13 protein-coding genes and 1 pseudogene are annotated in these 13,245 nt (G+C 69.0%); 1 reads left to right on the forward strand and 13 read right to left on the reverse strand.

Annotation, left to right across the window (positions count from 1 at the left end; all coding sequences use genetic code 11):
- Nucleotides 1-9: 9 nt before the first annotated feature.
- From AC3A6G_RS01055 to AC3A6G_RS01070, 4 genes are read right to left on the reverse strand one after another with little or no spacing between them, the layout of a single operon-like run.
- Nucleotides 10-444: a carboxymuconolactone decarboxylase family protein gene (locus tag AC3A6G_RS01055; RefSeq protein WP_487857847.1), complete on the reverse strand. Its 435-nt coding sequence runs from the start codon at nucleotides 442-444 to the stop codon at nucleotides 10-12.
- Nucleotides 441-1,652: a 3-carboxy-cis,cis-muconate cycloisomerase gene (gene pcaB / locus AC3A6G_RS01060; RefSeq protein ID WP_487857848.1), complete on the reverse strand. Its 1,212-nt coding sequence runs from the start codon at nucleotides 1,650-1,652 to the stop codon at nucleotides 441-443. Before pcaB ends, AC3A6G_RS01055 begins: the two co-directional genes overlap by 4 nt.
- A gap of 9 nt (nucleotides 1,653-1,661) precedes the next feature.
- Nucleotides 1,662-2,495 carry a shikimate dehydrogenase family protein gene (locus AC3A6G_RS01065; protein ID WP_487857849.1) on the reverse strand — a complete coding sequence of 278 codons (834 nt, stop codon included), beginning with the start codon at nucleotides 2,493-2,495 and terminating at the stop codon, nucleotides 1,662-1,664.
- 34 nt (nucleotides 2,496-2,529) lie between these two features.
- Complete coding sequence (locus AC3A6G_RS01070) at nucleotides 2,530-3,453, reverse strand: shikimate dehydrogenase family protein (protein ID WP_487857850.1); 924 nt, start codon at nucleotides 3,451-3,453, stop codon at nucleotides 2,530-2,532.
- Nucleotides 3,454-3,650: 197 nt separating this feature from the next.
- Here AC3A6G_RS01070 and AC3A6G_RS01075 point away from each other — a divergent pair, with 197 nt between their 5' ends.
- Entirely contained in the window at nucleotides 3,651-4,460 is an 810-nt protein-coding gene (locus AC3A6G_RS01075; protein WP_487857851.1) for an IclR family transcriptional regulator domain-containing protein, read from the forward strand.
- Nucleotides 4,461-4,484: 24 nt separating this feature from the next.
- On the opposite strand, the gene AC3A6G_RS01080 is transcribed toward AC3A6G_RS01075, so the two are convergent.
- The 9 genes and pseudogenes from AC3A6G_RS01080 to AC3A6G_RS01120 all read right to left on the reverse strand — a co-directional run bounded on the left by AC3A6G_RS01080 (nucleotide 4,485) and on the right by AC3A6G_RS01120 (nucleotide 13,182).
- Nucleotides 4,485-5,540 (reverse strand): hypothetical protein, encoded by a 1,056-nt coding sequence (locus AC3A6G_RS01080; protein ID WP_487863912.1) that lies wholly within the window; start codon nucleotides 5,538-5,540, stop codon nucleotides 4,485-4,487.
- A 226-nt stretch (nucleotides 5,541-5,766) separates the two neighbouring features.
- The gene (locus AC3A6G_RS01085; protein ID WP_487857853.1) at nucleotides 5,767-6,957 is read right to left on the reverse strand and encodes an MFS transporter; all 1,191 of its coding nucleotides are present in this window, start codon (nucleotides 6,955-6,957) and stop codon (nucleotides 5,767-5,769) included.
- 265 nt (nucleotides 6,958-7,222) lie between these two features.
- Nucleotides 7,223-8,347: a chorismate synthase gene (aroC, locus tag AC3A6G_RS01090; protein WP_487872828.1), complete on the reverse strand. Its 1,125-nt coding sequence runs from the start codon at nucleotides 8,345-8,347 to the stop codon at nucleotides 7,223-7,225.
- A gap of 46 nt (nucleotides 8,348-8,393) precedes the next feature.
- Nucleotides 8,394-8,579 carry a hypothetical protein gene (locus AC3A6G_RS01095; protein ID WP_487857855.1) on the reverse strand — a complete coding sequence of 62 codons (186 nt, stop codon included), beginning with the start codon at nucleotides 8,577-8,579 and terminating at the stop codon, nucleotides 8,394-8,396.
- Nucleotides 8,580-8,627: 48 nt separating this feature from the next.
- Nucleotides 8,628-10,202 (reverse strand): MFS transporter, encoded by a 1,575-nt coding sequence (locus tag AC3A6G_RS01100; protein ID WP_487857856.1) that lies wholly within the window; start codon nucleotides 10,200-10,202, stop codon nucleotides 8,628-8,630.
- A pseudogene (locus tag AC3A6G_RS01105) lies at nucleotides 10,199-10,642 on the reverse strand (SRPBCC family protein); the annotation flags it as partial. The gene AC3A6G_RS01100 and the pseudogene AC3A6G_RS01105, both read right to left, overlap by 4 nt.
- Nucleotides 10,546-11,007, reverse strand: a complete 462-nt coding sequence (locus AC3A6G_RS01110; protein WP_487872829.1) for an ArsR/SmtB family transcription factor — start codon at nucleotides 11,005-11,007, stop codon at nucleotides 10,546-10,548. The pseudogene AC3A6G_RS01105 and the gene AC3A6G_RS01110, both read right to left, overlap by 97 nt.
- A 55-nt stretch (nucleotides 11,008-11,062) precedes the next feature.
- A complete protein-coding gene (locus AC3A6G_RS01115; RefSeq protein ID WP_487873247.1) occupies nucleotides 11,063-12,181 on the reverse strand; it encodes an acyltransferase family protein in 1,119 nt (372 codons plus the stop codon).
- A 38-nt stretch (nucleotides 12,182-12,219) separates the two neighbouring features.
- A complete protein-coding gene (locus AC3A6G_RS01120) occupies nucleotides 12,220-13,182 on the reverse strand; it encodes an NAD(P)H-dependent flavin oxidoreductase (RefSeq protein ID WP_487857858.1) in 963 nt (320 codons plus the stop codon).
- Nucleotides 13,183-13,245 lie beyond the last annotated feature (63 nt).

Consider the following 13,245-nt stretch of genomic DNA (forward strand, 5'->3'; position numbering starts at 1 on the left):
CCCGATCGTTCACTTCGCCGCCGCTGGCGGCAGCAGGCCCTTCTCGCGCAGGATGCCGGTCGCGATGCCGAATGCATGGTTGGCCACCGGCACGCCGCAGTAGATGGCAGCCATCATGATGACTTCCTTGATGTCGTCGGGCGTGAGGCGCGATTCTTCGGGTCCGTCGAGCGCGGCGCGCACATGCATCGCGAACTCTTCGTAGGCATGGATGCCGAGCATCATCGACAGCACCATGAAGCGGCGCGTCTTGTCGCCCAGCGCGGGCCGGCCCCAGATGTCGTTCCATGCATGGCGCGTGATGAGCGCCTGGAACTCGGCGTTGAATTCGTTGCGGTTGGCGAGCGATCGGTCGACCCAGGCATCGCCCAGCACGCGGCGGCGGTTGACGAGGCCGGCTTCGTAGTCGTCGTGGCCGGTGCTCGGTGTTTCGGGTGCGGTCATGCGGAGAGTTCCTTGTCTGAGAGTTTGGCCCGGAGCGCCTTGGCCTCGGCCATTGCGACTTGCCCGGCTTGGACTGCAAGCGCGGGATCGAACCATTCGTCGGCGGCGTTGCGCGGCAGCTCGGCGCGCAGGCGGTCGATGTTGGCGCGCATGCGCGCGGCATCGACCTGCAGGCCCGGCAGCGCGCCGGCCATGGCGCGCACGCTGCCATGCGCCGACATCAGCAGCTGCGGCCATTCGGCCAGTTCGGCCTGCCAGGCGCCGAGCGCGCGCTCGTGCTGCTGCGGCATGGCGCCGAGCAAGGCGGCCACGCGCTGCGGCGCCCGGTGCGCGGCGGCGATGGCCACCATCGATGCCACGGGATTGCGCTTGTGCGGCATGGCCGACGAGCCGCCGCGGCCGGGCTCGCTCGGCTCGGTGACTTCGCCGACCTCGTACTGGCCGAGCAGCGCGATGTCGACCGCGATCTTGCCGAGGCTGCCGGTGACGAGGCCGAGCTCGCAGCCCAGCGCCACCCATTCGTCGCGCTGCGTGTGCCAGGTCGCGCCGGGGTCGCCGAGGCCGAGTTCCTTGGCCATGCGCGCGCGCACCGCGGCACCCTGCCCCTTCATCTGCGCCAGCGTGCCGACCGCACCGCCGAGCTGCACCTGCAGCGCGTGCTTCGCGGCCGCGCGCAGGCGGATGCGGCTGCGCACCAGCGGCGCCGCCCAGCCCGCGCACTTGAAGCCGAAGCTCGTGACCGAGGCCGGCTGCATCAGCGTGCGCGCGAGCATCGGCGTCTCGGCATGCACCACGGCCAGGCCGAGCAGCGCGTCAGCCGCCTTGGCCAGGTCGGCCTCGACCAGCGCCACGGATTCGCGCGTGACCAGCGCCATCGCGCTGTCGATCACATCCTGGCTGGTGCTGCCGAAATGCACGAACGGCGCGGCCTCTGCATTGAACAGGCCCACCGCCTCGCGCAGCGCCTTCACCAGCGGGATCGCCACGCTGCCCGCCCGGCCGCTCTCGCGCACGATCTTGGCCACGTCGAACAGCTCGACCTTGCAACTGCCCACGATGGAGTGCGCCGCGCTCTCGGGAATCAGCCCTTCGGCAGCCTGGGCGCGCGCGAGCGCGGCCTCGAAGCGCAGCATCGCGTCGACGAAGGCGCGGTCGCTGAACGCACCGAGCGTTTCGGATGTGGAAAGAAAACCTTCGAAGATACTCATGTCGATCGCTCAGTATTTCAATTGGGCCACGGCGCGCAGGTCGTCGGGCGACGCAGTGCCGAAGCCGAAGAACTCGAGGTAGGCCGGGATCATCTCGAACAGCATGTCGGTGCCGACCTGCACCGCGCAGCCCTTGGCCTGGGCGGCCTGCAGCAGCGGCGTGTATTCGGTCTTCATGACAACCTCGCCGACGAAGGTGCCGGGCGCGATGCGCTCGACATCGAAGGGCAACGGGTCGCCCTCGTTCATCCCGAGCGGCGTGGCATTGACGATCACGTCGAAGCCCGCCGGGTCCTTCGAGCCGGTCGCCACCTTCATCTGCGGGTAGTGCGCGTGCAGCCGGGCGGCCAGCGCCTGGGCCGCGGCATCGTTCATGTCGAACAGCATCAGTTCGGCCGCGCCGGCCGCGGCGATCGAGGCCGCAATGGCCGAACCCACGCCGCCCGCGCCCGACACCAGCACGCGCGTGCCCTTGAAGCGCCGGCCCTTGCGCTCGACGCCGCGCACGAAACCCGCGCCGTCGAACTGGTCGCCGAGCAGGCTGCCGTCGGGCCGCTTGAGGATCGCGTTGCAGGCGCCGGCCACGCGCGCCGTGGGCGTGGCCTCGTCGACCAGCCCCATGGTCGTGACCTTGTGCGGCATGGTGACCAGCGCGCCGCGGAGATTGCTGAACTTGAAGACCTGCGCCAGCGTGGCAGCGTAGTCCTCGGGCTTGACGCCCATTGGCACCACCACCGCGTCGATGCCCTGCCGCTCGAACCAGGGGTTGTAGATCATCGGCGCCTTGAAGGCCTCGGTGGGATAGCCCAGGTGGGCGATGAGCGTGGTCTTGCCGGAAATCATTCGGTGTCGTGTTTGTTGGAGCGTTGCGCGGACGTCAGGCGACGCTGGCCGAGTGATAGCGCAGGGGGTTGGCGATCTCGCCGTGCATCGCGGGCGGATAGATGATTTCGCGCAGGAAGCTGGCGTCGGCCTGCATCGCCTCGGCCGCATCGAGGTGCCCGAAGTAGCGAAAGTAATGCGGCATCTGCTGGATCAGCATCTCGAAGCCGGCCTGCGCATTGAGCCCGCGCGCGCGGGCCGCCTGCACCAGCGGCGTGGGCTGGTTGCGCAGCAGGATGTCGAACAGCGCCGCATGCGGCGCCATGCGCGACACGTCGACCGGCAGCGCATCGCCTTCCACCAGCCCGAGCGGCGTGGCGTTGATGACAAGGTCGTAGCCCTCGGGCGCATTGCTGTCGACCACCGTCACGCGCGCATCGAAGAAGGCATCGAGCTTGGCCGCCACGCCGGCGGCCTTGCCGGCCGAGGTGTCGTGAAAGGCGATGTGCTCGGCCCCGTCGACCGTGCCTCCCTCGGCCAGCGCGACGCCGATGGCCGCCGCGCTCACGCCCGCGCCGAGGATCAAAACGCGCTTGCCGCGAAACGGGATGTTGAAGTGATCGAGCGCGCCGAGCAGACCCTCGCCGTCGAACAGGTCGCCCTCGAGTTCGTTGTTCTCGATGCGGCGCACCACGTTCACCGAGCCCGCCACCCGGCCGAACAGCCCGCAGCCGTCGAGCAGGTCGACCGCCAGCGGCTTGTGCGGCGGCGCAAGCACCATGCCCAGCACGTTGCGCGCCAGGAACGCCGACTTGAAGAACACCGCGAAGTCGCGAAGCGGCACCTGCACGGGCAGCATCACCGCGTCGATGCCGAAGCGCTCGAAGGCCGCATTGAACATGCGCGGCAGCCGCACGTTGCGCACCGGGTCGCCCGGGATCAGGTAGGCCTGGGTCGCACCGTTGATGGATTGGCTCATGGGCAAGCTTTCGTTCGTCAATCGCCCTGCGAAGAGCGGATCGAAGGGTTTATAGCCCGATCGAGTTGTCCTTGCAGGTTGGAGCGGGCCGAATCGTACGATTGTCGAATTCAAATGATCGATGATCGATCAAATCAAGGGTTTTCACTAGATCGGAAGGTAGGTTGCATCGGTCGTGCGCAAGGCAAACTCCCGCGATGAGCAGCAGCAACAGCATCGGCCACAAGCACGACGACGCGGCGCCTCCCGCCGGCCTCGACAAGCGCGACTGGATCGCCGGGCTCGAGCGCGGCGTGAGCATCATCGAGGCCTTCGACGACGCGCATCCGCGCCTGACCGCCAGCCAGGCCGGCGAACGCACCGGCATGACGCGCACCGCGGCCCGGCGCTACCTGCTGACGCTGCAGCACATGGGCTACGTGGCGAGCGACGGCAAGCTGTTCTGGCTCACGCCGCGCGTGCTGCGGCTCGGCCAGTCGTACCTCGAATCGGCGCGGCTGCCGCGCGTGGTGCAGCCGTTTCTCCAGCGGGTCGCGGCCGGCACCCACGAGATCGCGTACCTCAGCGTGATGGACGGCGACGAGGTCGTCTACATCGCGCGCAACGGGCCCAACCGCAGCATGAGCACCGGCTACGTGCTCGGCGCGCGCGTGCCGGCGCAGGTCACGGCCTCGGGCATGCTGATGCTGGCGCTGCGCAGCGACGCCGAGCTCGACGAATGGCTGGCGACCCACCGGCTCACCGTGTTCACGTCACACACCATCGCCAGCATGGAGCGCATGAAGCTGGAGCTCGCGCGCATCCGGGCCCAGGGCTGGGCGATCTCGGAGCAGCAGCTCGACCTCAACTCGCGCGGGATCGCCGTGCCCCTGCGCGACCGGCACGGCATGCTGGTCGGTGCGCTCAACATCACGATGCCGATGGGGCACGAAAGCTCCGAAGACGCCGTGGCGCGCGTGCTGCCGGTGTTGCGCGAGACGGCGCAGGCGATGCGCAACCTGATCTAGGCAGATGCGAACGAGGCATGCGCCTCAGGCGGGCTCCAACAATCCGTGGTCCGTCGACCGGCCCTGGCGCGCCTGCGCGTCATCGTCCGCGGCCCGGTACTTCGCCCACGAGCCCGAGGGCCACTCGAACTCCTGCACGCCGGCATCGGTCGCCTGGCTGAACAGCGCCTGCGCGCTATCGTCGATCGTGCCTTCGAGGATCTGCGCACCGAAGATGGCAAAGCCGTGCAGATCGCTCGCAGCGCGAAACGGAAATGCGACCGTCACGGCCAGCGGCGCGGCGCCGTGGCAGCGCAGTTCGATCACGATGGCCTCGCTGTCGCGACCGTCCGGCAGCGTGACGAGGGCCTCGCGCGCGAAGGCGGCGACGAGTGCACCGTCGATCGGCGCCTCGAGCGCGGCCCTGCCCCGCCCAAGTGCGCTGCCGTCGGCACCGGCGGTGATCGCCTCGAAGTACGGGCGCGCGCCGTCGACGCCCGGCTGGAACAGTGTGGGCATCAGGTGTCTGCCTTCCGAGACCGTGTACATCGCATAGGACGCCAGCATGCCGAGACACCGCGCGGCCGTGATCCAGGCTATCGGGCCCGCATGGTCGAGCTGCGCCACACTGTCGGCCACGTACTCGGCGCAGGTGGGCGCCCGGGTCGCGCCGAACAGCTTGGCCTCGATCCAGCCGAACGGCAGCAGCACGACGCCCGCATCCTCGGCCATGGCCACGGTGGGCAAGACTGCGTGTCGCGGCACAGGCGCGCGCGCGCCGGGCGTGTGCTGCACGGGGTAGACCGTGTTGGGGTTGTCCTCGTGCCAGGCGATCCGCGCCCCGGTCTGCCGCGCGATGTACGCGACGAGGTAGAACGCGAGCAGCGCGCAGAAATTGTGGCCGCCTGGCAGTTCCAGGAACGACCCGCGGCGGGGGTTCAGCCGGGCCTTGACCTCGTCGAGCAGCAGGTCCATGCGCTCGAGGCTTGCCGGCGTGTAGTCCAGTCGCGCCTGCTGCAGCGCGTTCGGAAACACCCAGCCGCCGCCGGGCTCGATGCCCAGCGCATAGCAGTCCAGGAAATGTCGCGCGCTGTCGTTCATGTTGTTTTCTCCCCCTCGGTGGTCCACGGGATACAGCCATCTACAGGGCAACATGCGTGCCGAAGTCCCCAGCGCCGGTTCAAGCGCCAGAAATGAGTAATTTGGTTTTCAAAACAACCGGTCTTTGAACCATCGGGCGCGCCGGCAGTCCTGGAGGCCTCCACGGGGTTCCCGCGCGTTACCGGCCGGCGTTACGGTCTTGGGCGTAACGGTGGAGCCGGCTATCTCACGCTTGCGCCAACACGGCCTGCTCCAGCCGCATCGCCCGCCATGCGCAAAGGCTGCCCACCATTGCCAGCACAGCCGCAGCCGCGAACATCGCGCGATAGCCGAATTCCTGCGCCACCGCACCGCCCAGCAGCACGCCAAGGACGCCGCCGAAGCCGTAGCCGATCACCGTGAAAAGCGCCTGCCCGCGTCCGCGCAGCCGCCCCGGGAAGCGGCGCGACACGACCGCGATGCAGGTGGTGTGGTGCGCCGCGAAGCTCAGTGCATGCAGCCACTGGGCCACCACCAGCGCCGCAATCGATCCGCCGAGCCCGGCGGTGAGGCCCAGCCGCGCGACCGCCGCGATGCCGCACACGAGCATCCAGCGCGACATTGGCAGCAGGCCGATCAGGCGTCCCTGCAAGAAGAACCAGACGATCTCGGCCACCACCGACAGTGCCCACAGCAGGCCAATGGTGCCCTTGCCGTAGCCGAGCGAATCAAGGTAGAGCGAGAGGAACGCATACACCGAGAAATGCGACATCACCTGGAAGAAGAGCGATGCGAAGAACCAGCGCACCGCGGGAATGCGCAGCACCGGCCCGATGGGCTCCTTGGGCGCATCGTGGGCCGCCACGGGCTCGCGCACGTCGGGCAGCTTGAGCGTCGCGAGCAGCACCACGGCCAGCGTGCCGGCGGCCCAGGCCGGGAAATGCTTCATGCCGAAGCGCTCGAACCACTCGCCCGCGACGAACACCGTCACCAGGAAACCCGCCGACCCGCACAGCCGGATGCGGCCATAGCGCCCCCAGTCGCCCGCCACCAACTGCGCCATCGCCGCTTCGGTGAGCGACATCATCGAGCTGGTGTGCGTGAACATCACGAGCAGCACCAGCGCCAACCACCACGCACCGCCGTTCCACCAGAGACCGAACGAACTGGCGAGCGCCACCGCTGCGCTGAAGCGCAGCAGCATCACGCGATGCCCGGTGTGGTCGCTGAGCGCGCCCCAGGCATAGGGTGCGAACACGCGCGTGATCGACTGCACCGACGCCAGCAGGCTGATCGTGAAGATCGGCAGCCCCAGGTCCTGGAGCCACAGCGGCAAGTACGGATTGAAGAATCCGATGTGCGCGAAATAGCTGGCCGACAGGCCAGCGAACGCCAGCAGGTGGCCGCGCCCGGCGGCCGCTGACGCCGGCGTGGACATCAGGGCCTGCTCACACTGTGCAAGGGGATCGCGTTGCTTCGCCAAGGGGCTGGATGCAAGGCGCCCGGGCGCAGCAATGCTGAAGCATTGCAAGCGCGGGCAACGCCGCAGACGGCCCCTTGGCGGAGCAACCCGAAGGGAAACTCGCCACAGCCCGCCCCTCGGCGTTGCGCTCCTTGTGCGTGCGGACGCACGCACGGCGTCACGCGCCTTGATGGGCGGGCTGTGGCGAGCTTCGCGACCCCTTGCACAGTGTGAGCAGGCCTTAAAGGAACGAGGCCTTTGGTGAAGCCGCTGCGGCGGCCTCCGCGGCGTCGGCCTGAGCCTGCTGCAGGTCGCCGCACTGCGCGCGATGGCGCAGCACATGCTCGATGACCACCAGCGCGAGCATCGCTTCGGCGATCGGCGTGGCCCGGATGCCCACGCAGGGATCGTGGCGGCCCTTGGTGACCACCTCGACCGGATTGTTGTGGATGTCGATCGACTGGCGCGGGCTGATGATCGAGCTCGTGGGCTTGATCGCGATGCTCACCTCGAGGTCTTGCCCCGAGCTGATGCCGCCAAGGATGCCGCCCGCATTGTTGGTGACGAAGCCGGTTGGGGTGATCGAGTCGCCGTGCGTGGTGCCGCGCTGCGTGACGCTGTCGAAACCGGCGCCGATCTCCACCGCCTTGACCGCGTTGATGCCCATCATCGCGTAGGCGATCTCGGCGTCGAGCTTGTCGAACAGCGGCTCGCCCAGCCCGACGGGCACGCCCGTCGCCGTGACACGCAGCCGCGCGCCGCAGGAGTCGCCGGCCTTTCGCAGGCGGTCCATGTAGGCCTCGAGCGCACTCACATCGGCGATGGGCGCGAAGAACGGGTTGTTCGGCACATGGTCCCAGCTCTCGAACGGAATCTCGATCTCGCCGATCTGTGTCATGCAGCCGCGAAACGCGATGCCGTGCCTCTCGGCCAGCCACTTCTTGGCGACCGCGCCGGCCGCGACCATGGGCGCAGTGAGCCGCGCCGACGAACGCCCGCCGCCGCGCGGATCGCGGATGCCGTATTTCTTCCAGTAGGTGTAGTCGGCATGGCCGGGACGAAACTGCTGCGCGATCTGGCCGTAGTCCTTGCTGCGCTGGTCGGTGTTCTGGATCAGCAGCGCGATCGGCGTGCCGGTGGTCTTGCCTTCGTAGACGCCGGACAGGATCTGCACCGCGTCGGGCTCGTTGCGCTGCGTGACGTGGCGGCTGGTGCCGGGGCGGCGGCGGTCGAGATCACCCTGGATGTCGGCCTCGCTGAGCGCCATGCCCGGCGGGCAGCCGTCGATCACGCAGCCGATGGCCGGGCCGTGCGACTCGCCGAAATTGGTGACCGCGAAGAGTGTTCCGAAGGTATTGCCGCTCATGGGGAACGATTATCCCCACAAAGCAACGGTCAATGCCGGGGCGGGGTCAGCCCGGCGTGTCCTCGGCGCGCCGCTCGAGTGCGCCCAGTTGCAGCTCGATGGCGAAGAGCCGCTCGTTGAGCACGGCCGTCTGCAGGCGTATCGCCTCGACGATGGCCCGGGCCTGCGGGTCGGTGGTGTTCTCGGCGAGTTCCGCCAGGTCGTGCAGCTTCTTGCGCAGTTCGTTGCTCATGGTGGGACTCCGGTCGTTGCGTCGTGGAGGTTCCAGTATGGGGCGTCCTCAGCGCTCCGGCAATGCGGCGGCGCCCGGGGGCTCGGACGCTGCAGCCTCGCTCGCCGGCCCCGCGCCGCGCAGCCTGAATGCCACCAGCCCTGACACCACCAGCAGCACGGCGGCGCAGATGCCGGCCGTGAGCCGCAGCCCGTGCACCAGCGCAGCGCGGCCCGCGTCGAGCAGCTCGGCGCCCGCACTGCCCGTGAGCTGGGCCGCGAGCGCCACCGTGCCGCCAAGGGTGCTGCGCGCGGCCTCGACCTCGGCTGCGCCCGCCAGGCCCGCAGGCACTGCATCGGCCATGGTGCCGCGGTAGATGGCCGCGCCGATGCTGCCCAGGATGGCAATGCCCAGCGCCCCGCCGAATTCGGAACTGGTCTCCGAAATGGCCGAGGCCACGCCCGCGCGCTCGGGCGGCGCGCTGCCCACGACCAGGTCGGTGGCCAACGTGAACACCGGCGCGAGGCCGAGCGAGGAAACGACGGCGCTTGCCACCAGCCAGGCCAGCCCGCCCTGCATCGGCAGCACCACCAGCATCGCGAAACCCAGCGCAGCCACGGCCAGTCCGCCACCCATCACATAGGCCGGGCGCATGCGCCGCACGAGCGCCGGCACCACCATCGAACCGACGATGAAGGCGCCCGCGCCCGGCACGCTCCACAAGCCCGCCTGCAACGGCGGCAGGCCCAGAACCAACTGCAGGTACTGGGCGTTGTAGAGGAACAGCCCGAACATCACGAAGCAGGCCAGCATGTAGGCCGCGAGCGAGACCGCGAAGGCCGGCAGCCGAAAGAGCTGCAGGTCGATCATCGGGTTCTCGAGCCGCTTCTGCCTGCGCGCGAAGACCCAGCCGAGCAGCGCGCCCACCGCGATCGCCGAAACCGACACCGCATCGGGCCCGTGCTCCGCGGTCTGCTTGATGCCGTAGATGGCCGCCAGCACCGCACCGAGCGACAGCGCCGCGCTGGCCAGATCGAGCCGCCCTGCATCGGGGTCGCGGTACTCGGGCAGCAGGATCGGGCCGAGTACCAGCAGCAGAGCCATCACGGGCACGCCGATGAGGAACACCGAGCCCCAAGGGAAGAACTGCAGCAGCACGCCGCCCAGCACCGGCCCGAGCACGGCACCGGCCGAGAAGCTCGATATCCACACGCCGATGGCCACAGTGCGCTGCGCCGGGTCGAGGAACATGTTGCGGATCAGCGAGAGCGTGGACGGCGCGAGCGTCGCGCCCGCCACGCCGAGCAGCGCCCGGGTTGCGATGAGCATGTTGGCACTGGTGGAGAATGCCGCCAGCACCGACGCGATGCCGAACGCCGCCGCGCCGATCAGGAGCAGCCGCCGGCGGCCGATGCGGTCGCCCAGCGTGCCCATGGTGACCAGCAGCCCCGCCACGAAGAAGCCGTAGATGTCGACGATCCACAGCAATTGCGCCGCGGTCGGCTTGAGTTCCTCGCTGATCGCGGGGATCGCGAGGTTCAGCACCGTGAGGTCCATCGAATAGAGCATGCACGGCAGCGCGATGACGGCCAGGCCGGTCCATTCGCGCGCCGTGGCACGTGGCGGGACGATGGCTGCAGTCATTCGCGGCCCAGCCATCCCTCGAGCTTGACGAGCGCGCCATTCCAGCCATGGCTGTGTCCGTCGCGCGCGGCCTCGTCGAAGAACTGCTCGTGCAGCAGCACGAGTTCGCAGCCCGCGCCAACGGGCTCGATGCGCACCGTCACGCGCGACGCACGCTCGGGCGTGCTGCGCCAGGCCCAGCTGAAGACCAGCTTGCGGTTCGGCACGATCTCCAGGTAAGTGCCGCTCACCTCGTGTGTCTCGCCATCGGCCGCATGCATGCGCACGCGAAACCCGCCGCCGACACGCAGGTCGATCTCGGCCACCGGGACCTCGACGATTTCTTCAGGCCCGAACCAGGCCTTCAGCGCTTGCGGCTCGGTCCACGCGCGCCAGACTTTTTCGCAGGCGACAGGGTAGTGGCGGCGGAGCGTGAGCGAGGGGCGCTCGGTGCCGGAGGCGGTGTTGGGGGTGGCAGGTTTTTCCATTCGGTCTCCTCTTGCTGGTAGAGAAAGCGCGCCAGTGCATCGAGTCGCCCGGTCCAGAATTTCTCGTAGCGCGACAACCACATGGCGGCCTCCTGCATGGGCTGCGGCGACAGTTCGCAGCGCACGATCCGGCCCGCCTTCGTGCGCGAGATGAGGCCGGCCTCCTCGAGCACGCGAAGGTGCTTCATGAAGCCGGTCAGCGACATGCCATGCGGCTCGGCGAGTTGGGTCACGCTGAGGCTGCACTCGCCCAGGGTCTCGAGCACGGCACGCCGTGTCGGGTCGGACAGTGCGGCGAACACTGCATCGAGCGTCGCCTGATCTTCTGAGTGAACCATGAGGTTAAGTATCGCGGCAGCGGCCGGCTGCGTCAAGCCGGTGGGCGCAGCGCGCTCAGGCGGACACCAGCACGCCGCTCACGAGCAGCACCGTGAACAATGCGGCCACCGCCCGCCATGAGACCGGGCGCGCCTCCACCCAGCGGTACAGCAGATGCGCGGCGGCTACCGACAGCGCGAAGGTCGCCGCGAGGCCGAGCGCATCGATCCAACCCGCGTGCGGCTCCATCCGCGCCACCAGGGCATTGGTTGCCAGCAGCACCGGAAAGTGGATCAGGAACAGCGAGTACGAAATGCGGCCCAGGCGCTGCAATGGCATGGCGAAGCCAGGCCGCCCTGCAAGCGCGAGCCAGCCACGGCGCTGCGCGATGGCGATCAGCATCGCGCTCGCGAGCGCCAGCGCGATGCGGCTGCGCCAGTCGATCGCGAGCGCGGCGGCGCCGGTCAGCATGAGCAGCGCCACGGCGCCCTGCCAGGTGCTCGCACGCGTGGCGCGGCCGATCCAGAACACCAGCATGCCGAGCCCGTACGCGCCGAAGAAATAGAAGGCCGTGTCGTCGAGGTCGGCGTCGCAGTTGAAGAGCGCCAGCGATGCCACGGCGGCGGCGAGCACCAACGCGACCGGCGTCCAGCGCTCGCGCGCCGACACCGGCGCGTCCGCGGGTGCGCGCCGCCGCCATGCCGCGGGCAGGCCCATGAGCGCGAGCGCCAGCACGAACAGCTGGAAGTCGATCGCCACATACCAGACGCCGGTCGACAGCGACTCGTAGTCGAGCAGGTCCTGCAGCAGGAGCCCGTGCGCGAGCAGTTGGCCGAGGCTCGGCGCGGCCGGCACGTCCTCGTCGCCGAGCAGGGGCCGCACGAGCGCCGCCACGAGCACGCAGGCAGTGAGCGCGGCCAGGTAAGGCATGGCGAGGCGCCCGTAGCGCTGCCATATCCGCGCGGCCGGCGAGCGGTCGGCGCGCAGCACGCCGTCGGGCGCGAGGCTGGCCGCCGCGAGAAAGCCCGCGATCACGAGGAAGACCTGCACCGCGAGCCGTCCGTCGTCGGCCAGCCAGCCGAAGAAGGCCGGCGCAACGGCAAGAGCGCCGTCGGGCATCGCGCCGTAGCGCGACAGGTGGTGGCCGACGATCACCGCACAGGCGATGCCCTTGGCGATGTCGAGCAGCGGCATGCGCCCGCGCTCGGCGGGCGCCGCGGCGGGCCCTGGGCTCAAAGCGCGAGCCGCTGCCTTGCCTCTTGGTATTCGCGCTTGAGCTTCTCGATGTAGGCGGCGGCGCTCGACACCTCGGTGACGGCGCCGATGCCCTGGCCCGAGCCCCAGATATCTTTCCAGGCCTTGGCCTTGCTGCCCTCGCCGCCGCCGAAGTTCATGGTCTTCACGTCGCCTTCGGGCAGGTTGGTCGGGTCCATGCCGGCCTTCACGATGCTCGGCGCCAGGTAGTTGCCGTGCACGCCGGTGAAGAGGTTCGAATAGACGATGTCGTCCGAGTTGCCGTCGACGATGGCCTGCTTGTAGTCGTCGCTCGCGCGCGCTTCCTCGGTGGCGATGAAGGCGGTGCCGATGTAGGCGAAGTCGGCGCCCATGGCCTGCGCCGCGAGCACCGCGCCGCCGGTGGCGATCGAGCCCGACAGTGCGATCGGGCCATCGAACCACTGGCGGATCTCCTGCACCAGCGCGAACGGGCTCTTCACGCCCGCATGGCCGCCGGCGCCGGCCGCCACGGCGATGATGCCGTCGGCGCCCTTCTCGATCGCCTTCTGCGCGAACTTGTTGTTGATGATGTCGTGCAGCGTGACGCCGCCATAGCTGTGCACCGCGTCGTTCACGTCGGTGCGCGCGCCGAGCGAGGTGATGACGATCGGCACCTTGTACTTCACGACCATCTCCATGTCGTGCTCGAGCCGGTCATTGCTCTTGTGCACGATCTGGTTGATGGCGAACGGCGCGGCGGGCTTGTCGGGGTTGGCCTTGTTGTAGGCCGCGAGTTCCTCGGTGATCTCGGCCAGCCAGTCTTCGAGTTGCGCCGCGGGACGCGCATTGAGCGCCGGCATCGCGCCGACCACGCCGGCCTTGCATTGCGCGATCACGAGCTTGGGGTTGCTGATGATGAACAGCGGCGAGCCGATGATGGGCAGCGGAAGGTTCGCAAGGACGGGGGGCAGCTTCGACATGTCTTCTCCGGAATGGGGTTCGGCTTTATATAAGAGGAAGGCCTCGGTCGCCCGTCAGCCAGG

The sequence above is a fragment of the Variovorax sp. Soil_C_26 genome (assembly GCF_057657075.1).

What these genes read in the sequence shown, in the direction of transcription:
- AC3A6G_RS01110 (WP_487872829.1), bottom strand. Translation starts at nt 11,007, where the DNA reads ATGGTTCACTCAGAAGATCAGGCGACGCTCGATGCAGTGTTCGCCGCA.
- AC3A6G_RS01095 (WP_487857855.1), bottom strand. Translation starts at nt 8,579, where the DNA reads ATGAGCAACGAACTGCGCAAGAAGCTGCACGACCTGGCGGAACTCGCC.
- AC3A6G_RS01100 (WP_487857856.1), bottom strand. Translation starts at nt 10,202, where the DNA reads ATGACTGCAGCCATCGTCCCGCCACGTGCCACGGCGCGCGAATGGACC.
- pcaB (WP_487857848.1), bottom strand. Translation starts at nt 1,652, where the DNA reads ATGAGTATCTTCGAAGGTTTTCTTTCCACATCCGAAACGCTCGGTGCG.
- AC3A6G_RS01085 (WP_487857853.1), bottom strand. Translation starts at nt 6,957, where the DNA reads ATGTCCACGCCGGCGTCAGCGGCCGCCGGGCGCGGCCACCTGCTGGCG.
- AC3A6G_RS01120 (WP_487857858.1), bottom strand. Translation starts at nt 13,182, where the DNA reads ATGTCGAAGCTGCCCCCCGTCCTTGCGAACCTTCCGCTGCCCATCATC.
- AC3A6G_RS01075 (WP_487857851.1), top strand. Translation starts at nt 3,651, where the DNA reads ATGAGCAGCAGCAACAGCATCGGCCACAAGCACGACGACGCGGCGCCT.
- AC3A6G_RS01065 (WP_487857849.1), bottom strand. Translation starts at nt 2,495, where the DNA reads ATGATTTCCGGCAAGACCACGCTCATCGCCCACCTGGGCTATCCCACC.
- AC3A6G_RS01055 (WP_487857847.1), bottom strand. Translation starts at nt 444, where the DNA reads ATGACCGCACCCGAAACACCGAGCACCGGCCACGACGACTACGAAGCC.
- AC3A6G_RS01070 (WP_487857850.1), bottom strand. Translation starts at nt 3,453, where the DNA reads ATGAGCCAATCCATCAACGGTGCGACCCAGGCCTACCTGATCCCGGGC.
- AC3A6G_RS01080 (WP_487863912.1), bottom strand. Translation starts at nt 5,540, where the DNA reads ATGAACGACAGCGCGCGACATTTCCTGGACTGCTATGCGCTGGGCATC.
- aroC (WP_487872828.1), bottom strand. Translation starts at nt 8,347, where the DNA reads ATGAGCGGCAATACCTTCGGAACACTCTTCGCGGTCACCAATTTCGGC.
- AC3A6G_RS01115 (WP_487873247.1), bottom strand. Translation starts at nt 12,181, where the DNA reads ATGCCGCTGCTCGACATCGCCAAGGGCATCGCCTGTGCGGTGATCGTC.